Source organism: Bradyrhizobium sp. AZCC 1678 (assembly GCF_036924765.1).
Lineage (GTDB): Bacteria > Pseudomonadota > Alphaproteobacteria > Rhizobiales > Xanthobacteraceae > Bradyrhizobium > Bradyrhizobium algeriense.
In genome coordinates this window covers 4,374,088-4,397,006 of the sequence record NZ_JAZHSE010000001.1, presented here as the reverse complement: position 1 = coordinate 4,397,006, position 22,919 = coordinate 4,374,088, and the positions used below count along the sequence as shown (strand labels likewise).

27 protein-coding genes are annotated in these 22,919 nt (G+C 63.2%); 9 read left to right on the top strand and 18 right to left on the bottom strand.

The window, feature by feature from the left end:
- Positions 1 to 2 precede the first annotated feature (2 nt).
- Positions 3 to 131: a hypothetical protein gene (locus tag V1294_RS20710; protein ID WP_334499714.1), complete on the bottom strand. Its 129-nt coding sequence runs from the start codon at positions 129 to 131 to the stop codon at positions 3 to 5.
- 86 nt (positions 132 to 217) lie between these two features.
- Between V1294_RS20710 and V1294_RS20705 the strand changes: the two genes are divergently transcribed.
- A complete protein-coding gene (locus tag V1294_RS20705; RefSeq protein ID WP_334499711.1) occupies positions 218 to 742 on the top strand; it encodes a DUF3828 domain-containing protein in 525 nt (174 codons plus the stop codon).
- A 55-nt stretch (positions 743 to 797) separates the two neighbouring features.
- On the opposite strand, the gene V1294_RS20700 is transcribed toward V1294_RS20705, so the two are convergent.
- Entirely contained in the window at positions 798 to 1,199 is a 402-nt protein-coding gene (locus tag V1294_RS20700; protein ID WP_334480948.1) for an SPW repeat protein, read from the bottom strand.
- A 336-nt stretch (positions 1,200 to 1,535) separates the two neighbouring features.
- Here V1294_RS20700 and V1294_RS20695 point away from each other — a divergent pair, with 336 nt between their 5' ends.
- On the top strand, positions 1,536 to 1,808 hold the full coding sequence (locus tag V1294_RS20695) for a GNAT family N-acetyltransferase (RefSeq protein ID WP_334499709.1): 273 nt from the start codon (positions 1,536 to 1,538) through the stop codon (positions 1,806 to 1,808).
- Between the two features lie 73 nt (positions 1,809 to 1,881).
- On the opposite strand, the gene V1294_RS20690 is transcribed toward V1294_RS20695, so the two are convergent.
- Entirely contained in the window at positions 1,882 to 2,673 is a 792-nt protein-coding gene (locus V1294_RS20690) for a fumarylacetoacetate hydrolase family protein (RefSeq protein ID WP_334499707.1), read from the bottom strand.
- A gap of 177 nt (positions 2,674 to 2,850) precedes the next feature.
- Positions 2,851 to 3,231 (bottom strand): DUF3597 domain-containing protein, encoded by a 381-nt coding sequence (locus V1294_RS20685; protein ID WP_057855857.1) that lies wholly within the window; start codon positions 3,229 to 3,231, stop codon positions 2,851 to 2,853.
- A 292-nt stretch (positions 3,232 to 3,523) separates the two neighbouring features.
- Between V1294_RS20685 and V1294_RS20680 the strand changes: the two genes are divergently transcribed.
- From V1294_RS20680 to V1294_RS20660, 5 genes are all read left to right on the top strand, one after another.
- Complete coding sequence (locus V1294_RS20680; RefSeq protein ID WP_334499705.1) at positions 3,524 to 4,435, top strand: DUF2189 domain-containing protein; 912 nt, start codon at positions 3,524 to 3,526, stop codon at positions 4,433 to 4,435.
- 210 nt (positions 4,436 to 4,645) lie between these two features.
- On the top strand, positions 4,646 to 5,461 hold the full coding sequence (locus tag V1294_RS20675; protein WP_334499703.1) for a lytic murein transglycosylase: 816 nt from the start codon (positions 4,646 to 4,648) through the stop codon (positions 5,459 to 5,461).
- A 557-nt stretch (positions 5,462 to 6,018) separates the two neighbouring features.
- Positions 6,019 to 6,171 carry a DUF1127 domain-containing protein gene (locus V1294_RS20670; RefSeq protein WP_334480961.1) on the top strand — a complete coding sequence of 51 codons (153 nt, stop codon included), beginning with the start codon at positions 6,019 to 6,021 and terminating at the stop codon, positions 6,169 to 6,171.
- Positions 6,172 to 6,357: 186 nt separating this feature from the next.
- Positions 6,358 to 7,791: a methylenetetrahydrofolate--tRNA-(uracil(54)-C(5))-methyltransferase (FADH(2)-oxidizing) TrmFO gene (trmFO, locus tag V1294_RS20665; protein WP_334499701.1), complete on the top strand. Its 1,434-nt coding sequence runs from the start codon at positions 6,358 to 6,360 to the stop codon at positions 7,789 to 7,791.
- A gap of 4 nt (positions 7,792 to 7,795) precedes the next feature.
- Positions 7,796 to 8,893, top strand: coding sequence for a serine/threonine protein kinase (locus V1294_RS20660; protein WP_334499699.1), 1,098 nt, complete (start codon positions 7,796 to 7,798; stop codon positions 8,891 to 8,893).
- Between the two features lie 134 nt (positions 8,894 to 9,027).
- Here the strand turns inward: V1294_RS20660 and V1294_RS20655 are convergent, their stop codons facing one another.
- Genes V1294_RS20655 through yajC form a run of 5 tightly spaced genes read right to left on the bottom strand, consistent with a single transcriptional unit; the run spans position 9,028 to position 13,304 of the window.
- Entirely contained in the window at positions 9,028 to 9,891 is an 864-nt protein-coding gene (locus tag V1294_RS20655; RefSeq protein ID WP_334499697.1) for a phytoene/squalene synthase family protein, read from the bottom strand.
- On the bottom strand, positions 9,888 to 10,271 hold the full coding sequence (locus V1294_RS20650; RefSeq protein WP_334499696.1) for an Mth938-like domain-containing protein: 384 nt from the start codon (positions 10,269 to 10,271) through the stop codon (positions 9,888 to 9,890). The genes V1294_RS20655 and V1294_RS20650 overlap by 4 nt, the downstream gene beginning before the upstream one ends.
- 3 nt (positions 10,272 to 10,274) lie before the next feature.
- Positions 10,275 to 11,276, bottom strand: coding sequence for a protein translocase subunit SecF (gene secF / locus V1294_RS20645; protein ID WP_334480971.1), 1,002 nt, complete (start codon positions 11,274 to 11,276; stop codon positions 10,275 to 10,277).
- A 9-nt stretch (positions 11,277 to 11,285) separates the two neighbouring features.
- Positions 11,286 to 12,887 carry a protein translocase subunit SecD gene (gene secD, locus V1294_RS20640; protein ID WP_334499695.1) on the bottom strand — a complete coding sequence of 534 codons (1,602 nt, stop codon included), beginning with the start codon at positions 12,885 to 12,887 and terminating at the stop codon, positions 11,286 to 11,288.
- A gap of 54 nt (positions 12,888 to 12,941) precedes the next feature.
- Complete coding sequence (gene yajC, locus V1294_RS20635; RefSeq protein ID WP_108515959.1) at positions 12,942 to 13,304, bottom strand: preprotein translocase subunit YajC; 363 nt, start codon at positions 13,302 to 13,304, stop codon at positions 12,942 to 12,944.
- 195 nt (positions 13,305 to 13,499) lie between these two features.
- On the opposite strand from yajC, the gene V1294_RS20630 reads away from it, so the two are divergent.
- Complete coding sequence (locus V1294_RS20630; RefSeq protein ID WP_334499693.1) at positions 13,500 to 14,483, top strand: ATP-binding protein; 984 nt, start codon at positions 13,500 to 13,502, stop codon at positions 14,481 to 14,483.
- Positions 14,484 to 14,522: 39 nt separating this feature from the next.
- Here V1294_RS20630 and V1294_RS20625 read toward each other — a convergent pair whose 3' ends face one another.
- Both V1294_RS20625 and V1294_RS20620 read right to left on the bottom strand, forming a co-directional pair.
- On the bottom strand, positions 14,523 to 15,899 hold the full coding sequence (locus V1294_RS20625; protein ID WP_334499692.1) for a peptidoglycan DD-metalloendopeptidase family protein: 1,377 nt from the start codon (positions 15,897 to 15,899) through the stop codon (positions 14,523 to 14,525).
- Between the two features lie 109 nt (positions 15,900 to 16,008).
- Positions 16,009 to 16,653, bottom strand: coding sequence for a protein-L-isoaspartate(D-aspartate) O-methyltransferase (locus V1294_RS20620; protein WP_417021148.1), 645 nt, complete (start codon positions 16,651 to 16,653; stop codon positions 16,009 to 16,011).
- A gap of 237 nt (positions 16,654 to 16,890) precedes the next feature.
- Here V1294_RS20620 and V1294_RS20615 point away from each other — a divergent pair, with 237 nt between their 5' ends.
- Positions 16,891 to 17,268, top strand: a complete 378-nt coding sequence (locus V1294_RS20615; RefSeq protein ID WP_334480979.1) for a response regulator — start codon at positions 16,891 to 16,893, stop codon at positions 17,266 to 17,268.
- Positions 17,269 to 17,402: 134 nt separating this feature from the next.
- On the opposite strand, the gene surE is transcribed toward V1294_RS20615, so the two are convergent.
- The 7 genes from surE to scpB all read right to left on the bottom strand — a co-directional run bounded on the left by surE (position 17,403) and on the right by scpB (position 22,911).
- On the bottom strand, positions 17,403 to 18,170 hold the full coding sequence (gene surE, locus V1294_RS20610; protein WP_334499690.1) for a 5'/3'-nucleotidase SurE: 768 nt from the start codon (positions 18,168 to 18,170) through the stop codon (positions 17,403 to 17,405).
- A 96-nt stretch (positions 18,171 to 18,266) separates the two neighbouring features.
- Positions 18,267 to 18,764: a hypothetical protein gene (locus V1294_RS38045; protein ID WP_442895361.1), complete on the bottom strand. Its 498-nt coding sequence runs from the start codon at positions 18,762 to 18,764 to the stop codon at positions 18,267 to 18,269.
- Positions 18,765 to 18,775: 11 nt separating this feature from the next.
- The gene (gene serS / locus V1294_RS20600) at positions 18,776 to 20,107 is read right to left on the bottom strand and encodes a serine--tRNA ligase (RefSeq protein WP_334499688.1); all 1,332 of its coding nucleotides are present in this window, start codon (positions 20,105 to 20,107) and stop codon (positions 18,776 to 18,778) included.
- A gap of 210 nt (positions 20,108 to 20,317) precedes the next feature.
- Positions 20,318 to 21,139, bottom strand: coding sequence for a twin-arginine translocase subunit TatC (gene tatC, locus V1294_RS20595; protein ID WP_334499687.1), 822 nt, complete (start codon positions 21,137 to 21,139; stop codon positions 20,318 to 20,320).
- Positions 21,136 to 21,651 carry a Sec-independent protein translocase protein TatB gene (gene tatB, locus V1294_RS20590; protein WP_334480985.1) on the bottom strand — a complete coding sequence of 172 codons (516 nt, stop codon included), beginning with the start codon at positions 21,649 to 21,651 and terminating at the stop codon, positions 21,136 to 21,138. The genes tatC and tatB overlap by 4 nt, the downstream gene beginning before the upstream one ends.
- A 118-nt stretch (positions 21,652 to 21,769) precedes the next feature.
- Positions 21,770 to 22,012, bottom strand: a complete 243-nt coding sequence (locus V1294_RS20585) for a twin-arginine translocase TatA/TatE family subunit (RefSeq protein ID WP_057854630.1) — start codon at positions 22,010 to 22,012, stop codon at positions 21,770 to 21,772.
- A gap of 146 nt (positions 22,013 to 22,158) precedes the next feature.
- Positions 22,159 to 22,911 carry an SMC-Scp complex subunit ScpB gene (scpB, locus tag V1294_RS20580; RefSeq protein ID WP_334499685.1) on the bottom strand — a complete coding sequence of 251 codons (753 nt, stop codon included), beginning with the start codon at positions 22,909 to 22,911 and terminating at the stop codon, positions 22,159 to 22,161.
- Positions 22,912 to 22,919: the final 8 nt, after the last annotated feature.

Here is a 22,919-nt window from a genome sequence, read left to right as displayed (position 1 = left end):
ATTCACCGCACGCCGGTCCCCTTGCAGCGCTGGCATTTTACGACCTTGTCGCCCTTCTTCAGCAGGCCCTTGCCCTCGCAATTCTTGCATTTCTGCATCTTCTTGATGTTGGGGCCCTTTTCATTGGCCATGCTAATCTCCCGGCAAGCGTTGCGGGCATCACCATAGCCAGCCCCGCCTTCCCGTCCATAAGCAGCTCAAACGATTTAAGGTCACCATGGTTACCCGTCGAAAGCTGATATTATCAGGCGCAGCCGCCCTGCTGGCCGCTATGCTGCCGCGCCGCGCGGGCGCGGCCGACGACCCCGCCGGCATCCTGACCGCCATCTACACCCGCGTGGCCAAGGGCAAGGGCGATGGCGGCGGTACGTTTGTGATCCAGACCAAGGATAGCAGAACCAAATACCTGTCGAATTCGCTGGTCGCACTCTGGGCCAAGGCGGATGCCCGCACGCGCAAGGGCGACGGCGGGCCGGTGGATTTCGATCCCGTCTCCAATTCGCAGGATCCCGACGTGAATTCCTTCAAGGTGGCTGCCGAGAAGCAGGGAGCCGACAAGGCGACCGTCGCCGTCACGATCGAAAGTCATCAGCGGAATGCGCGCGCCAACCCGGCCGACAAGACCCTCCGCTACGATTTTATCCACGAGGCCGGCCAGTGGAAGATCGACGACATCAAGGGAGCCGTCGACGGCAGCCCGTGGTCGGTCCGCGCCCTGCTTGTCGATTCATTGAAGTACTAGGATTTGAGTCGAAGGCCCGCCGGTCACGGATGGGGCCGGCGGGCCCTGCCCGCAATTACTGCGGATGGTTGGCCAGTTCCTGGTCGCTCAAGCGCCAATCCTGCCAGAGCTGAAGCGCACCCAGCAGGACGACGATTGCACCGAGGGCGACATGCCAGGCCCGAAGTATGTCGTCACCGGAGTAGCCGAGGATGAACGGTGAGGCGATCAGCCAGAGGCCGAGCGCGATCTCGCCTATCTCCTCCCAGCGCTGCAGTGCGACATATTCGAGCTGCGCCAGACCGAACACCAGCATGCCGATCACGAACGTGTTGAGGATCATGGTGCTGCGTTCGGAGTCCATCACGTCGTGGCTTGAGAAAGGAAACCACGGCGATACCACGATCAGCACGCCAAGGAGCATGCCGAACCAGTCTTCCCACGTGCGATGTTTGCTGAAGAAACCAAAGCCCGACATTGTAACCTCCCCTTGAAAAAAGAGGCATACGTCGGCGGCCGCGATCACAGCATTTACCGATATCGAACCCAGACCCGGCCGCTTCGGCGGCGTATGTCATCCGAAAGACGTAGGAACCCCACACCCCGCTGCAAGGCCCGCCTGCAAAGATCTTGCACGCGCGAACCGTGGGCACCGCACTTTATTGCGCCGCACCGAGCCGCTTCAAGCTATGGCCCAGGCCCGGACTGATCCCAGCACCTTGCGGAAATCCGCAGTTGCGCCTGCGTTGTCGCCGGTTTGTATCGGCGGGTTCATGTCCCTACATGAAACGGTCAATCATCCGGGAATCGCTGCATGGCCGCCGTCCGCGACAACAAGGCTCAAAATCGCTTCGAACTCGACGTCGACGGGGATGTGGCGTTCGCGAACTATCGCGTTACCCCCTCGGCGGTCATCATCACCCATACCGAAACGCCCCGCGCGTTGCGTGGCCGCGGCATCGCTTCCGAACTGGTCAGGGGCGCGCTCGAGCTGATCCGCGCCGACGGCCGCAAGGTCATCGCCGGCTGCGGGTTCGTCGTGGATTATCTGCGCAGAAACCCGGAATTTGCCGATCTGGCGGGGTGAGCCAGCGCACCTTCGCAAATCGCCATCGTCCTTGCGAACGTTCGCAGGGGCGACGACGGTGGGGATGGTATTCTCAAACGATCCGGATCGACATATCCGGCAGGCCTTCGAGCTTGCACAACAGCACATCGCCCTTCACGACCGGGCCGACATTTTCCGGCGTGCCCGAATAGATGATGTCGCCCGGCTTGAGTTCGAAAGCTTCCGAAAGCTTGGCGATCTGCTCCGCCACGCTCCAGATCATGTTGCGCAGATCGGAGTTCTGCTTGACCGTGCCGTTCAACGCCAGCGAAATCGCGCCCTTGGTGAAATGTCCGGTCTTGGCAGCGGGGTGAATCGGCCCGAGCACGGCGGAGCGATCAAAGCTCTTGCCGATTTCCCATGGCTTCTTCTCATCCCCCATCGCACGCTGCAGATCGCGCCGCGTCATGTCGAGACCGAGCGCATAGCCGTAAACGTGGTCGAGCGCTTTCTCCGCGGAAATATTGGTACCGCCGGATTTCAGCGCCGCCACCAGTTCGACCTCGTAATGGTAGTTCTTGGTGAGCGAGGGGTATGGATGATCGGCGACCGTGTCGAGCGCGACATTCTGGATCGCGTCGGTCGGCTTCTGAAAGAAGAACGGCGGCTCGCGATTGGGGTCGGAACCCATTTCGCGCGCATGCGCGGCATAGTTTCGCCCGATGCAATAGATCCGCCGCACCGGAAACACGTCGGTCTCACCCACGATCGGGATGGTCGTCGTGCCAACCGGAAAAATCGATCTCGGGCCGGCCTGCGCTGCGACCGTGCCGACCTCCATGCCGGCACCGGCCAGCGCCAGCGCACCCGTTGCCAGGATGGTCCTGCGATCGACATTGCTCATTGGCGTCCTCCTTGTTTTGCGCGTCTTTTTGTCGGCCCGAAGCTACTGGGTTTTCCTCACGAAGTGGATACCGTTTGCGCGTTGTTGCATTGCAATCGCACCAAGGAAAATCGCACCAAAGAAAAAAGAAGGCCCGCGGCGCCGCGGGCCTTTCGCTTGTGTGAGCCGGGCGAAGCGTCAGTGCTTGATATCGGGTGGCAGCTTGCCGCCATTGGCGGCCAACTTGGCCATGACCTGCTTGTGCAGCCAGATGTTCATGCTGGCGGAGTCGTTGCTGTCGCCGGTGTAGCCGAGCTCTTTCGCGAGATCCTTGCGGGCAGCAAAGCTGGAATCGATGTCGAGCGCTTTCATCAGGTCGACGATCGAGGTGCGCCACGCCAGTTTCTCGCCTTTGGCAGCGACCGCCTTGTCCAGGATCGGCGCGACGTCGACGGTCGCGGCGGCTGGTGCAGCGGCCCCACCGGACGATCCGGCCTCCGCGGCCGCGCCGCCGCCAGCCGGCGCAGCGTCTGCCTTGGTGCCGAAAATCGCGCTCATGATTTTTCCGAAAATGCTCATTGTTCGCTCCCAATGACTTGAGGATGGGGTGAGTCTTGGTGGCACTGTTTGACCGGCAGCACCACGCCGGGATCGCTGGCAAGTCTAGCCAGCCGGATGAAGCTTGCCAATGAAACATTCACCGAAGCGTGAGTGCGTTTGTCGCTGTTTGGGAGTACGCTGCTGTCTCAGTTCGCGACATCGCCAGTTCCCCATCCGTCTTCGCGTCTGGCCTGATCGTGATCGGTTTATGAAATGGCGCGTTGGCGTCCTTCGGTTGGCGCGTGATGCGACCGCGAGGGAGACAGCGACCATGGCGACCTATCACGGCAATGTCACATCGATGGCGCAGAGTGGACCAGACGCCGCCGGTGCGCCCGTCATCCGAACCATCGGCCTATCAGACCTCCATCGGGCCTTGCAGCGCGGCTGGGAAGATTTCAAAGCCGTTCCAAGCCACGCCATCATCCTGTGCATCATCTATCCCGTGCTCGGACTGATGCTGGCGCGCGCCGTGCACGGCTATTCGGTTCTGCCGCTGTTGTTTCCGCTCGCCGCGGGCTTTGCCCTGCTCGGCCCGTTTGCTGCGCTCGGCCTCTACGAAATGAGCCGCCGTCGCGAACGCGGCGAACCGGCAAGCGCCTGGGATGCGCTCGAGGTCGTACGCTCGCCATCGTTCGGCGCGATGCTCGGGTTAGGTGTACTGTTGCTGGCGCTGTTCGTGACATGGGTAGCAACCGCGCAAGCGATCTACATCGCCGCGTTCGGCTATGCGGGCGCGACCGGTGCTTCCGATTTCGCCGAACGCGTGCTGACGACACCACAGGGTTGGTGGCTGATCGTGGTTGGCTGCGGTGTCGGCTTCCTGTTCGCCCTCGCCGCGCTGTGCATCAGCGTGGTGTCGTTCCCCTTGATGCTCGACCGTCATGCCGGCGCCGGCGATGCGATGGTGACCTCGCTGCGCGCGGTCGCACGAAATCCCGCACCGATGGCGGCCTGGGGCTTGATCGTCGCGGTGCTGCTGGTGGCGGGATCGTTGCCGGCCTTCCTCGGCCTTGCCGTCGTCATCCCCCTGCTCGGGCACGCCACGTGGCATCTCTATCGGGAGACGATTGAGTCGGAACTCAATCCGCAGCCACTTCCACCCCGCGCGCATCGCGAACGCAAGCCTGCGGCCGATTTCCCGGCCAATCTGTTCCCCTGGCGGCGCAAGGACAGCGCATAGGCTTGCATGGAACCCGGTCGATCATACCGCCGGCCGAACCGACCGGCGGTGTCGTCGTTCACCGCTCACTAACGATGAATTGAGCATCTTCAACGGAAAGCCATTGAGGGCAACGACATCAGCCTTGTTTTGGCCGATCTTGCTTCGAACATTCGACGTGACGTGGACACTAACCATCGATGATGCATCGATTGTGGAGCGAACGGCACGATGATTTCTCGCCTTTCTCTGCGCGCCCTGACCTTGGGCGCCCTGTTGCTGACTTCTGCGGCGTCCGCATTGGCGGCGCCCTGCGGCACGGGCCCGTTCGAAACGTGGCTGGAAGATTTCAAGAAAGAAGCTGCCGCCAAAGGGATCGCGGCTTCCGCCATTCAGGCTGGCCTGACCGGCGTTACACTCGACAAGAGCGTGCTGGCCCGCGACCATTCGCAGAAAGTGTTCAGCCAGACGTTTGAGGAATTCTCCGGCCGCATGGTTCCGCCCCGGCTGACCCGCGGCGCCAACATGCTCAAGCAATACGGCTCGGTGCTCGGGCGCATCGAACAGGCTTATGGCGTGCCCGGCGAAGTGCTGGTGGCGATCTGGGGCCTGGAGACCGATTTCGGCGTCAACATCGGAAAATTCCCGACGCTGCGCTCGCTGGCGACGCTGGCCTATGACTGCCGCCGCACCGACCTGTTCAAGGCCGAGCTGATGGATGCGCTGCGCATCGTCGAGCGCGGCGATATCGCGCCACAGGATTTGCGCGGCGCATGGGCGGGCGAAATCGGCCAGACCCAGTTCATGCCGTCGTCCTACATCAAGTTCGCGGTCGATTTCGACAGCAACGGACGCCGCGATCTGCTGCGCAGCCCCCCGGACGTACTGGCCTCGACCGCCAACTTCCTCGCCGGCCACGGCTGGCAACGCGGCAAGGACTGGGAGCCCGGCAGCGCCAATTTCGCTGCGATCAAGGAGTGGAACAAGAGCGAGGTCTACGCCAAGACCATCGCCCACTTCGCAACGCAGCTTTCGCGGGCGCCTTAGACTTGGCAACCACTCAAGAGCCTGCCACAGCGATCGGCCCTTTGCCCTCAGAGTCTCCGCCCGTTGTTGGCTTCGCGCGAGCGTATCTACCATTAGCCGGCCATCGCTGGCGCCTTTTGGGCGATGAAATCAGAAACTGATCGTCACCCGTAAAAATGAATATTTGTTCATTCATAATCAGTGCGTCACATGCGATTCGCGCATAAGAAGATTCCAAAAAGCCGCTTTGAAGCATATTTTGTGCGCTGCACGCACTCGCGGACTTGCGGTCGAGCCCTTCTGATCGCTATTTGGCCGGCAGCGAGGTTAATTTGGAAATGACGGTAAGCCGCTAAATTTACAGTATTATTTTCAATGGGTGAAACACCGATGGGGCGGACGAGCCGACCGATTTTTCAGCCATACTGAAAAGTTAAGCGGCTCTTACCATCGTCATGCGTTTTAGGATTAGCTGCATCGCAACATAGGAACTTCCGCACTGCAGTATTCAGCTCTATATTCATTTCAACGATGAGGCCGCACCCTAAAGGCTGAATCGCAAATTCAAGGAGACTACGATGTTACTTTCGCTCATCCGCATGATCCAGGCGTTCCGGGATTATCAGCGCAATGTCAGCGAACTGTCCCAGCTCAGCGATCGCGAACTGGCCGATATCGGCCTCGATCGTTCGGACATTCCGCGCGTTGCCGCCGGGAACTATGCCGGCTGATCTCTGTTCGGCTGCCCGACGAACGGATAACGCCCGCCCCGCTGCGGGCGTTGTCGTTTCTGGCCGCTAGTTTGACGCGTTTTCTTCGCGAACCGGCATCCACCCCGGATCAAGTCCGAGGGCATGCTTCGCTCGAAAACGCCATGGCAGGTGCGCTTGGCGCGAAAACGCGCTAACCCTTCGCACATGATTTCCTCCACTCCCCAAACTGACACCGTCCATGTGATTGGCGGCGGTCTTGCCGGTTCGGAAGCCGCCTGGCAGGTCGCCAATGCGGGCGTTCGCGTCGTCCTGCACGAGATGCGCCCGTTGCGGATGACCGAAGCGCACCGCACCGAAGGATTGGCCGAGCTCGTCTGCTCCAACTCGTTTCGCTCGGACGATGCCGCCAACAACGCCGTCGGCCTGCTGCATGCCGAGATGCGCCGGCTGGGCTCACTGATCATGCGTTGCGCCGATGCCAATCAGGTGCCCGCGGGCGGGGCGCTGGCGGTCGACCGCGACGGGTTTTCCGCAGCCGTCACCCGGGCCCTGCACGACCATCCCCTGATCGAGATCGACCGGACCGAAATCGCCGGTCTGCCGCCCGCCGACTGGGCCAACGTGATCGTCGCGACCGGCCCCCTCACCTCGGCGCCGCTGGCCGAGGCCATCCGCGAGCTGACGGATGAGAACGCGCTGGCGTTCTTCGATGCGATCGCGCCGATCGTGCACAAGGATTCCATCGACATGTCGGTGGCGTGGCTTCAGTCGCGCTACGACAAGATCGGGCCGGGCGGCACCGGCGCGGACTACATCAACTGCCCAATGACCAAGGAGCAATACGACGCCTTCGTTGCCGCGCTGCTGGCCGGCGAGAAGGTCGACTTCAAGGACTGGGAGACCAACACGCCCTATTTCGACGGCTGCCTGCCGGTCGAAGTGATGGCCGAGCGCGGCCACGAGACGCTGCGGCACGGACCGATGAAGCCGGTCGGATTGACCAATCCGCACAATCCGACGGTCAAGCCCTACGCTATCGTGCAACTGCGGCAGGACAACAAGCTCGGCACGCTCTACAACATCGTCGGTTTCCAGACCAAGCTGAACTATGGCGCGCAACAGCGCGTGTTCCGTACCATTCCGGGCCTCGAGAACGCCGAATTCGCACGGCTCGGCGGCCTGCACCGCAACACCTTCCTGAACTCGCCAAAACTCCTCGATGGGCAGTTGCGGCTGCGCGCGCAGCCACGGCTGCGCTTTGCCGGGCAGATGACCGGCTGCGAGGGCTATGTGGAATCCGCCAGCATCGGCCTGATCGCAGGCCTTTACGCCGCGGCGAACGCCCGGGAGCAGTCGCTCGAACCGCCGCCGGTGACCACGGCGCTGGGGTCGCTGCTCGGGCATATCACAGGCGGCCACATCGAGACGATTGAGGCCGGAACGCGCTCATTCCAACCCATGAACATCAATTTCGGGCTGTTCCCGCCGCTTGCGAGCTTGCCGACCAAGAAAGCGGATGGCACGCGGCTGCGCGGCAACGAGAAGACGGTGGCAAAAAAGCAGGCGCTTAGCGCTCGGGCGCTGGCTGATCTCGATCGCTGGATCGCTGATCATCTTCGTGTAGCGGCGGCGGCTTAGCACCATGAGTTTGCCCAAGGACGACGCCGCGATCCTGTCGGCGCGATGGACCGAAGGCGTGCTGCTGAAGCGCGACGTGTTCTCGACCGTCGAACGCGGCCGCTTTCGCGATGATGCCGGCGAGGTTGACGCAGTGCTGCGCCGGCTCGATCAGGTACCGCTGTGGTCCTATCCGCTCGCCCGCCATCTGTTCGCCCGCGAGCGCCGCGCGCTGGCGCTGGCGCGCGATCTCGACGCCGGCCCGAAGCTGCTCTGGGCCGGCCGAAGCGCGCTGGTGCGCGGCTTCATCGACGGCGTCGCGCTGCATCTGGCAAAACCCCATGGCGACCTCGCCTATTTCCGCTCCGCCAAGCTCGCGCTTCGCAAGCTGCACCGCGCTGGCATCTGCCACAACGACCTTGCCAAGGAACAGAACTGGCTGCGTGGCAGCAACGGCCGCGCCTATGTGACCGATTTTCAACTGGCCGCCTGCTTCAAGACAAGAAGCCGCCTGTTCCGGATCGCGGCCTATGAGGACCTGCGGCATCTGCTGAAGCACAAGCGCAGCTATGCGCCACAGGCGCTGACGCCGATGGAGCGCAAGATTCTCGCGCGCAAATCCTTTGTCGCCAGCATCTGGCTCAAGACCGGCAAGAAGGTCTACCAGGCCATCACCCGCGGCCTGTTCAACTTCACCGATCGCGAAGGCGGCGGCCGCCGGCTGGTCAACGACGCCCCTGTCCTGATCGAGCTGATCAGAAAGAACCCTGACGTGCGCGACACCGCCATCGTCGCATTCGCCGACCGGCGCACCGGCGTCGGGCTGTACGCCTTCGTCGAGGCCGACAAGGTCGCGCTGGAAAAGCAGTTGCGCAGCGACCTCGCCGCAGCCAAGGGCGTCAAGCCGCCGGAGCATATCCAGGTGGTGCATGCCCTGCCGCGCGACGCCGCCGGCAAGCCGCGCACCGAGATCCTGCAACTCGTCGCGATGAACCAGCTCGACCTGATCGAGCCGCTGATCAAAAGCGAGGTCGACCGCGCGTTCCTGAAGGACATTCTGGAGAGCCGGAAGAACTTGCGCGATCGGTTCAATTTCGAGAGCAGCGAGTTGAATTTGCGGTAGGCACTCCGGCGTCATTGCCTGCGACAAACGCGAAGCGTTTGCGCAAGGGAGCGCAGCGACGAAGCAATCCATTCTTTCTTCGTGCTGCGAGGTGGATTGCTTCGCTTCGCTCGCAATGACGATGCGGCGCGACCCTACCCGCCAAACTCACGCGATCGCGACGCGCGCCACAGGGTCCACAGCGTCCGCAGCCGCGATGTCGCCTGCGGCACGAAGGGATCGAAGTCAGCACGTGACATGCGCTTCAGATCGCGGCGGACCAGCGCCAGCGGAAGGAACACCGGCCGCGCCTGTGGCGGCACATGTATGAGCAGCTCGAAGGCCGTACGGAGGTGCTTTCGGACGTCTCCCACCAACTGGTCGATCGCGGCACGCGCCCGCGGCGTCTGCTTGCCCGAAAAAACTTCCTCCATCCCGCTGCCGTGTTGCTGCAGCAATTGCAGCGGCAGGAATAGCTGTCGCCGCGCGGCATCGAGCGGCAGCGCCGCGATCACATGCGCCATGCCCTGGGCCAGCCCGGCATGGCGCGCGAGATGGTCGATCACGGCCGACGGCTGCGCCGCGATCCGCGCGCCGAGCGAGAACAGCGCCGCGGAGGTGTCGGTGACGTACCCTTCCAGCGCCGCCATCGACGGCATCGGATCGTTGTAGAGGTCGAACTGATGCTCCTCGATCAGCCGCGACAGCGGTTCGATCGACAGGCGGAATTCACCGATCGTCTGCAACAGTTCGGCCGCGACCGGATTGCCTTCGACGCCGCCATGGCCGGCGCCTTCCAGCATGTCGGTCCACCATTGCAGCCGCATCTCGCCCGGCAGCGGCTGGCTGACCTGCTCGCGCACGCGCGATATCTCGACATTGAAGGCGTAGACCGACAGCAAAGCGCGGCGCTGCGCCGCCGGCAGGAACAGCGTCGACGCATAGCGGGCAAAGTCGTGCGTGCGCACCAGATCGGCGCAGAACGCGGCGGACTCTTTCGACGTCGCCGCCCCGCTCATGGCACCGCGATCAACGCCGCCGCGACGCGCCGGCGCTCGCCCAGCATGATGTTGTAGGTGCGGATCGCGGGCCCCGTCTGCATCGCATCGAGCACCACGCGCACGGCGCGCAGCGCCTCGCGGAGGTACCGCGGCGGCACCCAGACTTCAGTGCCGGTGCCGACGATCAGCGTATCGATGGAATTGGCGGCCTTGAAGACGCGCGCCAGCGAATATTCGTCGATCTCGGCCGGTTTCGTAACCTGCCAGGCCCATATGCCGTCCGGCAGGCACAGCAGCGAGCCGCGATGCGACATCTCGGCGAACGCGAAGCCGCCCTTGCCGTAGGCTTCGATCGGCGCCGACCTCGGAAGATGCGGGGCGTCCGAGGATGTGGCCATGACTTACTTCTTCGTAGGCTTATCCGGGGCGTCGCGGTGCTCACCAACGCCGAGATAGATCAGGATCGGCGCCGCGATGAAGATCGAGGTATAGGTGCCGACCAGCACCACGCCGAACATCATGACCGCCGTGAAGCTGTGGATCGCGTGGCCGCCGAACAGCAGCAGCGCGAGCAATGCCAGCGTCACCGTGACGTGGGTGATGATCGAACGCGACAATGTCGAATTGATGGATTCGTTCAAAAGCTGCGGCATCGGCATTTTCTTGTACCGCCGCAGCATTTCCCTGATGCGGTCGTAGATCACGACCGTGTCGTTCAGGGAGTAGCCGAGAATGGTCAGGAGCGCCGCGATACTGGTGAGGTCGAAATCGACCTGGGAGATCGACATGAAGCCGATCGTCAGCACGATATCGTGGACGTTGGCGATCATGGCGCCCAATGCGAACTGCCATTCGAATCGGAACCAGAGATAGACCAGGATCGCGATGATCGCGAGCATCAGGCCGACCATGCCGTAGGCCAAAAGTTCGCCGGAAACGCGCGGCCCAACCACTTCGACGCGGCGGTATTCGACGCTATCGCCGAGCGCGCCGCGAACCTTCTGCACTGCCGCCTGCTGCGCGGCATCGCCGCCCGGCTGCTCGGCCACCCGGATCAGCACGTCCGAGGGACCGCCGAACTGCTGCAGCTGGATGTCGCCGAGACCGAGCGTGCTCAGCCTTGCGCGCATCGCGCCGATATCGGCCGGGCCGGACTTGTTCTGCACTTCCAGCAGCGTACCGCCCCGGAAGTCGATGCCGAAATTCAGGCCATGGGTGAAGAACAGCACGATCGCGACGATCGAGAGCGCCGCCGAGATCGGAAAGCTGATGCGGCGAAAGCGCGTGAAATCGAAATGCGTGTCGTCGGGGACGATGCGCAGCGGCGGCAAGAGATCGAGCACCGCGACCACCGTCAGCACGACGATCAGAATGCCCAGACCAATGAGAACGTAATCAGTCACAGCTATTCCTTAAATCGGCACGGTCTTCGGTCGCTTCCACCGCACCCAACCGGCGACGATCAGGCTGGTGAGCGTAAACGCGGTGAAGACCGTGGTGATGATGCCGATGCCGAGCGTGACGGCAAAGCCGCGGACCGGCCCGGTGCCGATATAGAACAGCACCGCAGCGGCGATGAAGGTGGTGATGTTGGAGTCCAGAATTGTCGCCAATGCGCGGCGGAATCCCGCGTCGATCGCCGAAATCGGGGTTCGCCCGTGACGTAGCTCTTCGCGGATGCGCTCATAGATCAGCACGTTGGAGTCGACGGCGATGCCGACCGTCAGCACGACGCCGGCGATGCCGGGCAAGGTCAGCGTGGCGTTAAGCAGCGACAGGATGCCGAAGATCATCGCGACATTGATGGCCACCGCGACGTTGGCGAACACGCCGAACAGGCGGTAGGTCACCAGCATGAACACAATGACCATGATCGAGCCGATGTAGGCAGCGAGTTTGCCCTTCTCGATCGAGTCCTGGCCGAGGCCGGGACCGACGGTGCGCTCCTCGATCACGGTCAGCGGCGCCGGCAGTGCGCCGGCGCGCATTAGCAGCGCGAGCTCGTTGGCCGCCTGCACCGTGAAGCTGCCGGAAATCTGCCCCTGGCCGCCGGTGATCGGCTCGCGGATCACGGGTGCGGATATCACCTTGTTGTCGAGGACGATGGCAAAGGGTTGCCCGACATTTTCCGACGTCGCCTGCGCGAATTTGCGCGAGCCCGAACTGTTGAACTTGAAGTTCACGATCGGCTCGTTGGTGCGCTGGTCGAAGCCCGGCTGCGCGTCGGTCAGGTCGCCGCCCGACACCAGCACCTGTCGCTTGATGACGTAGGGAACCTTGGGCGATTGCTCGCTCATCAAGACTTCCGAATCCGCCGAAACTCCCCGCCCCGACTGAACCTGATCCGGCGACACCGACGGATCGACCATGCGGAATTCCATCTTGGCGGTCTGGCCAAGGATGCGCTTCAGGTCGGTTGGATCCTGCAATCCCGGCACCTGGACCAGGATACGATCGGTGCCTTGCCGCTGGATCAAGGGCTCGACCGTGCCCAACTCGTTGATACGGCGCTCGACGATCTGGATCGACTGTTCAATCGTTTGCCGGATGCGTTCGGTAATGGCGGCTTGCGGCACGGTGAGACGGAACAGGCCGCCGCCGGCGTCCGAAACTTCGAGGCTGCGCTGCCCTGAGGAGCCGAGCAGACCGCCGAGCGGCTGCGACAGCTCGCGCAGCTTGGTGAGGGCCGCCTGCTGGTCACTCTCCTTGACGCGGACTTCGGCGGCGTCGCCGCGGACGGAAAGGCCAGTATAGCCGATCTTGGCGTCGCGCAGTACGCGGCGGACCTCATCGCGCACCTGGTCGAGCTTTTCCTTCTTCACGTAGTTGGAATCGACTTCGAGCAGCAGGTACGAGCCGCCCTGCAAATCGAGGCCGAGCACGATGTGGCGCTGCGCCCAGAGCGGCCAGGTCTTCACTCTCTCCTGGGAAAAGAAGTTCGGAACCGCGAACAGGCAGACGATCAGCGCGGTCAGAATGATCGCCAGCGCCTTCCACCGCGAGAAATACAACATCGAGTTGACCCGTCAGATCCAGGAAAATGCGCCGCGGCAAGCGGCGCGGAAAACTCAGCTCGCGGACGTCTCGTCCTTGCTCTCACTCTTTTCCTTGGCCGGCTCGCCCTTGGCGCGGACGCCCGAAATCATCTGCCGCATCTGTCGCACACGGACGCCGTCCGAAATCTCGAACTCGATCTGGTCGTCGTCGACCACCTTGGTCACCTTGCCGACCAGGCCGCCCGAGGTGACGACGGTGTCGCCGCGCCGGATGTTTTTGACCAGTTCCTGATGATCCTTCACCTTCTTCTGCTGCGGGCGCAGAATCAGGAAATACATGATCACGAAGATCAGCGCGAACGGCAGCAGCGACATCAACATGCTGTTCGCATCGCCGCCGGCCGCAGCCTGGGCGTACGCAGGGGTAATCAGCATCGAACAATCCTCGTGAGACGGAAAAGAACCGGCCATGCCTGGGCTTAGCGCCTTGGGCAAATCGCCTGTCCCGGGCAAATTCGCGCGGACTATAGCGGCGGCGGGCCCAATTGCAACGTGGCCGGCCCCTCTCATTTAGGCCGCTTGCGGGACCTTCCAAGGCCCGTTAAGGCTGCGCGGTCAGGAACTGCAAAAATGTCGAAAAAAGCCAAGAAAACCGCGGCTCAAACAGCGGCGCGCACTGCCCCCAAAGCGGCCTCGCGAGCCGTTGCGAAAACCGCGACAAAACGTCCGGCAAACAGCCTCAACGGCGCCACCGCCGAGCGGATCGCCACGGCGCTGGAAGCCATCGCCGTCCACCTTTCCGCGGCCTCCCCGGCGACGGCCACCCTTGAGCAGTTCGGTTCTGCGGACGCCTTTGTCTGGCATCCGGACGGACGGCTTTCGTCGGTGCCGCGGGTCAGCCGCGTCGACCTTGGGCTGCTTAGGGGTATCGACCAGGTGCGCGACATCCTGATCGAAAACACCGAGCGCTTTGCCGACGGGCTGCCCGCGAACAACGCGCTGCTGTGGGGCGCGCGCGGCATGGGCAAGTCGTCGCTGGTGAAGGCCACTCACGCCAATATCAACATAGACCGCAAGCCGGCCGACCGGCTGAAGCTGATCGAGATCCACCGCGAGGATATCGAGAGCCTGCCCGGCCTGATGGATCTCCTGCGCAGCTCCGATTTCCGCTTCATCGTGTTCTGCGACGACCTCTCCTTCGACGGCAACGACGCCTCCTACAAATCGCTGAAGGCGGTGCTGGAAGGCGGTATCGAGGGACGCCCCGACAACGTCATCCTCTACGCGACCTCGAACCGGCGGCACCTGCTGGCGCGCGAGATGATCGAGAACGAACGCTCAACCGCGATCAACCCGGGTGAAGCGGTCGAGGAGAAAGTCTCGCTGTCGGATCGCTTCGGGCTTTGGCTCGGCTTCCACCGCTGCAGCCAGGATGAATATCTGGCGATGGTGCGGGGCTATTGCGGCCATTTCGGCATCGCGATGGCCGACGAAGAGCTGGAGCGCGAAGCGCTGGAATGGTCGACCACGCGCGGCTCTCGCTCGGGCCGCGTGGCCTGGCAGTTCACGCAGGAACTGGCGGGACGGCTGGGCGTGCGGCTTTCCGGGAAGTAGAGCCCGTAGCCCGTTGGCTCCATCCGGGGTACGCTCGCCTCACGCCCCGTTCAGGAATTGAAGCGGGTCAACCGGAGAAGATCCCTTGCGGATCTCGAAGTGGAGCTGCGGCGACCCCACCTCGCCCGATTGACCCGATTTGGCAATGATCTGGCCGCGCTTGATCGTATCCCCGCGCTTCACCATCAGTTCACTCGCATGGGCATATGCGGTGACGTACCCGTTGGAGTGCCGCACCAGAACCAGATTGCCGTAACCCTTGAGCTCGTTGCCGGAATAGGCAACCACGCCATCTTCCGCGGCTTTCACCGGCGTGCCTTCCGGCACCGCCAGGTTGATACCGTCATTCGACTTGCCGTTGGTCTTGGCGCCGTAGCTCGTGATCACCTTGCCGCGCACCGGCCAGCGGAAGGTCGGCAGCGCGCCGGTGGCTTCGCTTGATTTGACCGACGCGGCTTCGACGACGGGCTTTTCTTCGGCAACGTTGGTGGTCGCCTGTGCCAGCCGCGCGGCCTGCGGCGGACCGCCGGCTGCGGCCATCTTGGTGGCAGGCGCCGCAACCGGGGCGACCGGCTGGGCAGGTACTGCGGCGACGACGGGCTGCGCCACTGGCGCGACGGCCGCGGACTTCGAACCGGGCACGGTGAGCTTCATGCCGAGGCTGAGCTTGGCGGACTGATCGAGATTGTTGGCCTTGGCGAGTTCGGCAACCGGGACGTGATTGCGGCGCGCGATGCTCATCAGCGTATCGCCGCGATTGACGATATGGACGCTCGACGGCGCAGCCGCGGCGGCAACCGGCTTGCTGGCCGCCGGCGCAAGCGCCGGCGCGGCCGCAGCCACCGCCGTCTGCCGCGGAATGATCAGTTGCTGGCCGGGCGACAGCACCCGCGGGCCCTTGTAGCCGTTGGCCTGCAGGATCGCGGCAGCTGAAACGTTGTAGCGCTTGGCCAGAATGTCGAGCGTGTCGCTGGTGCCGACGATGATCGAGGTGCCATTCGGCGCAGCCGGGCGCGCGGCCGCGACCGAGCGCGGCGGTACCGTGGCGGTGGTCTCGATCGGCGGCTGGGATGGCGGCGCATAGGACGAAACCCCGCGCCCTCCTCCCGACACCCCGCTAGAGCTGGCCGGATAAGCGTGCGGTGCAACGACGGCGGGCGGCGGCAGAGCCTGGGACTGGAATTGCGGCGCAGACGCCTGCGGCCGGTCGTATTGCGGCAGCTCGCGGCGTTCAGCGGCGGGCGGGCGCACCGAACCGGTGGCTTCGGGCTGCGAGGCAAAGGGATTGGAGAACGAGCTATCGGAAAAGCGCGTCTGCATATCGGCGCTGCAGCCGGCAAAGCCGACCGACATCAGCGTCAGCACCGCGACCTGCGGCATCCGACGCGAGCGAAGCAACTCGGCGACACGGGACATGGTTACTCACTCGTACGCAACAAAATATTGTTTTGAGTAAACACCGACCGAGTAAATAACCGCTTAACCCTTGGAATAAGATGTTGGCGGGAACCGCCAATCCGGGATTTTACAGCTCGCGCGCAATTCCCGGCAGCGCCGGGACGAAGCGGACATCGACCAATTCCTTGCGCTCGAAACCGCTATCTTTCCTGGTCACCCTGACCAGCGTCTGGGTGCCGTGATGCGGGCCGACCGGTGCGATCAGGATGCCGCCGGGCTCAAGCCGCCGCTGCAGGGTATCGGGGATTTGCTCCATCGCGGCGGTGACGATGATGCGATCGAAATCGCCGGCGCCCGGCGGAATGTCGAAGCCGTCGCCATACATCACCTCGATATTGAAATAGCCGAGCGCTTCGAGCCGGTCGCGGGCCGTGTCCGCCAGCGTCCGATAGCGCTCGATGGTCAGGACATGCGCGCACAGCCGCGACAGCACCGCGGCCTGATAGCCGGAGCCGGTACCGATCTCGAGCACCTTGTGGTCCTTCCGCAGCTGCAACTGCTCGGTCATGTAGGCCACCACGAAGGGCTGGCTGATGGTCTGCCCGCAGGCGATGCCGAGCGCGCTGTCGCGATAGGCGTGACCGCGGTCGCCAGCCGCCACGAAAACCTCCCGCGGCACCTCTTCCATGGCGCGCAGTACCGCCTGGTCGCTGATCCCCCGCCGCCGCAGGGTGAGCTGAAACATCATCTTCTCGGGCGGTTCTTGCGACATTGCGGTCTCGCGGCGGGCTCAGGCCCTGCCGAGATGTAATAGCGTCGGCGCACTTAAGGAAGAATTTCCTCAAGATTTCGGTTCCGGCTACCGGAACTGTTGTTGCGCCCCCGGCGTTAGGGCACGGCAAATCCACAGCCGGAGTCTTTGCTTAAATGCGTGCCGGTTCATGTCGACGTTGCGCCAAGGGGTGTTTTTTGCGAACCTCAAAGCCTTGGAAGGGCAAGGATTCCCCTCATGATAGCGACACGGCCGGTGGGCTGTTCTGTTTTCCTCGTCGAAGACGAGGTGATGATCCGGATGATGGTCGCTGACATGCTGGAAGAGCTGGGCCACAGCGTAGCTGCCGAGGCCGGCGAAATCGGCGAAGCGGTCAAGCTGGTGCAATCGACCGAATTCGATCTCGCCATTCTCGACGTCAACGTCAACGGCAAGGTGATCACGCCGGTCGCCGAGCTTATCACGGCGCGCAACCTCCCGTTTATCTTTGCGACAGGCTACGGCTCCTCCGGCCTGCCCCAGGAATATCGCGACCGCCCCGCACTGCAGAAGCCGTTCCAGCTGGAAACGCTGGCGCAGGTGATCGCCGCTACGATGAAGAGCGCGCCGGTTTAGGCGTCTCCGCGCGCTCAGCCGTCATCATCCGCGTAGGCGGATGATCCAGTATCCCAGAGACCTGTGATTGAACCGGGAAGCCGCGGCGTACTGGATACCCGCTTTCGCGGGTATGACGAGTTTGGCTGCGGCTACTACTTCAACGTCGTCGTCAATTCTTCCGAGAACACCTCATCGGTCCGATCGAGCCGCAGCGGCGTGACCGATACGTAGCGCGCCGCAAGTGCGGCCAGATCGGTGCCTTCGGCCGGCGTATCCATCATCGCTGCGCGTTCAAAGCCGATCCAGAAATACGGATTGCCGCGGCCATCGTGGCGCTTGTCGACTTTGAGGAAGCCGAGATTGCGCTTGCCCTGACGCGTTACGCGCACGCCCTTGACCTGGTCGGGCGTGCAGGCGGGAAAATTGACGTTGATCACAGTATTTTTCGGCACGCCCGCATCGATCACCTTGCGCAGGATATCGGGGCCGAGTTTCAGCGCGGTGTCCCACAGCGGCGCGTGACGGGTCTCGATGGAAAATTCCTGGCTCAGCGCAAACGACGGGATTCCCAGGATCGTGCCTTCAAGGGCGCCGGCGATGGTGCCGGAATAGACCACGTCCTCGGCGACGTTGCGGCCCTTGTTGACGCCGGACAGCACCAGATCCGGCATCTTCTCGCCGAGGATGTGGCGCGAGCCCATGATCACGCAATCGGTCGGCGTGCCCCGCACCGCGAAATGGCGCGGACCGACTTCGCGCAGCCGCAAGGGATCGTTCAGCGACAACGAATGCGAGACGCCGGACTGATCGAGCTCCGGCGCCACGATCCAGACGTCGTCGGACAGCGCGCAGGCGATTTCCTCGACGATCTTCAACCCCGGCGCATGAATGCCGTCGTCGTTGGTGCAGAGAATTCGCATCCGTCAAAATGCCTTCTGGTTCAGGTCGGGGCAGGCGCTTGCCTTTGGGCGTCGTCTTATCCGGCTATCGCGGCTGAGGCAAACCGGCCGATTTCCTCATGTTTTCTTCATCCAGACCCGCCAAGGGCGCGCGAATCTGGCGCCGCCATCGATTTTCATCTGCAGGTCCGGCGATTCCTGCTTTGGCGGTTCGATGGCAACGGGCGGCGGGCTCTCAAGCACTTGCGGTTCTGCTGGATGCGAGGGCTGCACGGGAGCGGGCCGTTCAAACTTCGGCGCTTCAAACTTCGGCACTTCCGGCTTCGCAGCCGGCGGCGGCGCGATCGGCTCGGTCGCCGGCACCTGCGGGGCGACCACCGACGTCGATGCGGCTTGCAGCTGCGGATGTCGCGTTCGCGCAACCGCCAGCCCCTTGTCGAAATCCGCAGCGTTGAGCCACTCCTTGGCACGCGTGCGCGCAATCAGATCGTCGTCCCACAGGCGCGCCACTTCGATATCGAAGGCGCCCATCAACCGCTGGTCGATCAACTGCATCCCGTGGCCGGTAACAGCCCATTGCCTCCCGATCCAAAAGATGTCGCGATGCAATGCCATTTTGCCTTGCGCTATTTGTCCCGCTCGATGGTCTTGAGCCCGCCCATATAGGGCTGCAACACGTCGGGCACCGCGATCGCGCCGTTTTCCTGCTGATAGGTTTCCATGACCGCAATCAGCGCGCGGCCGACCGCCGTGCCGGAGCCGTTCAGCGTATGAACGAAACGCGGCTTGCCGTCGGGCCCACGCGAGCGCGCGTCCATGCGGCGCGCCTGGAAGTCGCCGCACACCGAGCAGCTCGAAATTTCGCGGTAAGCGCCGCCCTCGCCCTGCCCGGGCATCCAGACCTCGATGTCGTAGGTCTTTTGCGCGGAGAAACCCATGTCGCCGGAGCACAACGTCATCACGCGGTAGTGCAGATCGAGCCGTTTGAGCACTTCCTCGGCGCAGGACAGCATGCGCTCATGCTCGTCGCGGCTGGTCTCGGGCGTCGCGATCGAGACCAGCTCGACTTTTGTAAACTGATGCTGCCGAATCATGCCGCGGGTATCGCGGCCCGCCGCGCCCGCTTCCGCGCGGAAGCACGGCGTCAGCGCGGTCAGCCGCATCGGCAGTTCTTTTTCGTCGACAATGGATTCGCGGACGAGGTTGGTCAGCGAGACTTCAGCCGTCGGAATGAGCCCGAGACGCTCGGTCTTCAACCGCTCGTCGGGCGCCACAAGCAATTCGCCCTTGATGGCCCAGAACTGGTCGTCCTCGAATTTCGGCAATTGGCCCGTGCCGAACATCACGTCGTTGCGCACCAATAGCGGCGGGTTGATCTCGGTGTAACCATGCTCGCCGGTGTGGAGATCGAGCATGAACTGACCGATTGCGCGCTCCAGCCGCGCCAGCCCCTTCTTCAGCACCACGAAGCGCGCGCCGGATAATTTCGCGGCCGCTTCGAAATCCATGTAGCCGAGCGCGCTGCCGAGATCATCATGCGGCTTCGTCGTAAAGGCGTAGTTGCGGATCTTGCCGTAGACGTGACGCTGCACATTGCCGTGCTCGTCTGCGCCTTCGGGCACATCGTCGAGCGGCAGGTTCGGAATCGCGGCCAGTTCTTTCGCCAGTTCCTCATCCGCGGTCTTCGCGGCAAGCTCAAGCTCCGGCATCGTAGTCTTGAGCTCGGCGACTTCCGACATCAGTCTGTTGGCGCGCGCGTCGTCCTTGGCCTTCTTGGCCTCGCCGATTTCCTTCGACGCCGAATTGCGCCGCGCCTGCGCCTGCTCGGAGGCCAGGATCGCCGCACGGCGTTTCTCATCGATCGCCAGCAGCGCAGCCGACAACGGCGCCAACCCGCGGCGCTTCAGTCCGGCGTCGAACGCCTGGGGGTTGTCGCGGATCGATTTGATGTCGTGCATGAGGATTTGGTCCCGAAGTCGATTTCCGTAAACAATCAACGCTAGTGTTGATTGTTTACGCGCCCCAGTTACCACACCCGTCATCACCCGCGAAAGCGGGTGATCCAGTATTCCAGAGCAGTTCGTGATAAATCCGCCCGGCCGCGGCGTACTGGATTCCCCGCCTTCGCGGGGAATGACGGCTTATTAGCCGGCGCGACTGTAGCGCCCCTACTCGGCCGGATTGGCTTCCGGGGGCGGGCTGGTGGGCGGAGGCGTGGTCGAGGCCTGCGCGGCCGCGGCCTTCTTTTCCACCATGCGGACGGCAACGATGGCGCCCTCGTAGAGCAGCAGCAGCGGTATCGCGAGCGAGGCCTGGCTGATCACGTCGGGCGGCGTCAGGACGGCGGCGATCACGAAGGCGATGACGATGAAATAGCGCCGCTTCTCGCGAAGCATCTGCGAGGTGACGATGCCGATCCTCCCCAAAAGCGTCAGGATCACCGGCAGCTGGAATGCGATGCCGAAGGCGAAGATCAGCGACATCATTAGCGACAGATACTCGCCGACCTTCGGCAACAACTGGATCTGCGCGGTTTCGTCGCCGCCCATCTGTTGCATGCCGAGCGAGAACCGCACCAGCATCGGCAGCACGATGAAGTAAACCAGGAGCGAGCCGAGCAGGAAAAAGAACGGCGTGGCGACCAGGTAAGGCAGGAACGCGCCGCGCTCGTGCTTGTAGAGGCCAGGCGCCACGAACATGTAGATCTGCCCGGCAACGATCGGGAACGAGATGAAGGCAGCGCCGAACATCGCCAGCTTCAACTGGGTCAGGAAATATTCCAACAGCGCGGTGTAGATGAATTTCGAATTTTCGGCGCCCGCGACCCAGACGAACGGCCAGACCAGCACGTTGTAGATCTGCTTGGCGAAGAAGAAGCAGAAGATGAACGCTATGCCGAAGGCCAACAGCGCCTTGATCAGCCGCGAGCGCAGCTCGATCAAATGATCCATCAACGGCGCCTTGCTGGCCTCGATGTCCTCGATGGTCATGACGCTTTGGCGTCCTTGAGAACGTCAGGCGCCGCCGGCGCGATATCCTGCGCCGCCGCCTGAACTTCACGCGTGATCGCCAGCGGCTCGGACGCCGCCGCATGCGCCTCGGCTTCGGCGAAGGTCTCCGGCGTCGGTGCGGCCGGCGTGGTCGGGGTAACGGGTTCGCCGATCGCGGACGCCACCTGGGCATCGTTGGGAGCGGTGGCGGGCTTGTCGATGTCGCCGATCTGCAGGGCGTCGCTGACGTCCTTCTGCAGCGAGGTCATGACGTTGGCGGGGGAGAGGCCTGTCGCCACGTCCTTGACCTCGTCAAAGCTCTTCTTGAGGTCGGCCATTTCGGCCTCCCGCATGGCCTCCTGGAACTGGCCCTGGAATTCGGACGCCATCTTGCGCGCCTTGCCCATCCATTGCCCGACCATGCGCAACACGCCCGGCAGCTCTTTCGGGCCGATGGCAATCAGCGCGACAACCGCGATGACGACCAGTTCACTCCACCCGATGTCGAACATGAATTCTTCCGCTCGCACGAGACGTCCGCGCCCAAATCCCTATCTAGCAAGATTTGGGGACGCCCGCGCCTTTTCTCAAACCGGCTTTCAACCGACGCCTGGTTCAAGATGCCTGGGTTCAGACAGCCTTGCTGCCGACATCCGTCCGTGCCGCCGTCGGCGCCGGCGTCGCATTGTGATCGATGGTCTTCACCGGCTCGGCCGGCTTTTCGGGCGCCTTCTCGTCGTCCTGCATGCCCTTCTTGAAGGCCTTGATGCCATTTGCAACATCACCCATCAGGTCGGAAATCTTGCCACGGCCGAACAACAGCAGGACCACTGCGATCACGACGATCCAGTGCCAAATGCTAAGCGAACCCATCCTGCAACCCTCCAAAAGAGACGGCCGGTTTCCGGCCAAGCTTTGGCGGAAGGTAGGCCCGAGAGGTGTCAAAAACAAGGACCCCTGCCGCGGCAAATCGCTGTCGCGGCTACGGATTATGGCTATCATTAACCCCGCTTGCGGGGCTAGCCGGTTGAGCCTTCAGAACCAGCTCCACCGCCCTCTTCGGGCTCGGCGGCCGGTGCCAGCAGGAGTTCCAGAGTATCGCCGGCGTCGAGCGGATCCTCGTCCTCACGCAGTGCCGCGTCGTCCGACGGCGTCGGAACGCTGAAGCCGGAAGGCAGCCGCGAATCCAGTAGCCCCGTCCCCTTCAGCTCGTCCAGGCCCGGCAGGTCGCCGAGTGCTTCCAGGCTGAACTGCGACAGGAACGCTTCCGTTGTGCCGAAGGTCAGCGGCCGGCCCGGCGTCTTGCGGCGGCCACGGGGGCGGATCCAGCCGGTTTCCAGGAGCACGTCGAGTGTTCCCTTGGATGTGATCACGCCGCGGATATCCTCGATCTCGGCGCGCGTCACCGGCTGGTGATAGGCGATGATCGCGAGCACCTCGATCGCCGCCCGCGACAGGCGCCGCGTCTCCGTGCTTTCGCGCGTCATCAGCCACGACAGATCGCCCGCGGTGCGAAACGTCCATTTGTTGGCGACGCGCACCAGATTGACGCCGCGCGGGGCATATTCCGCCTGCAGTTGCGCCAGCGCTGCCTTGACGTCGACGCCATCGGGCATGCGCTTGGCAAGCGCCGCCTGATCGATCGGCTCGGCAGAGGCAAACAGCAGCGCTTCGAGAAGCCGCAATTCCTCGGGCCGCGCCTCAACTTCGGTGTTCTGGTCGATGGGATGATCCTCGGCATCTTCCATGCGTTTTTCCGCCAGGCTTGCCATGGCTAGGT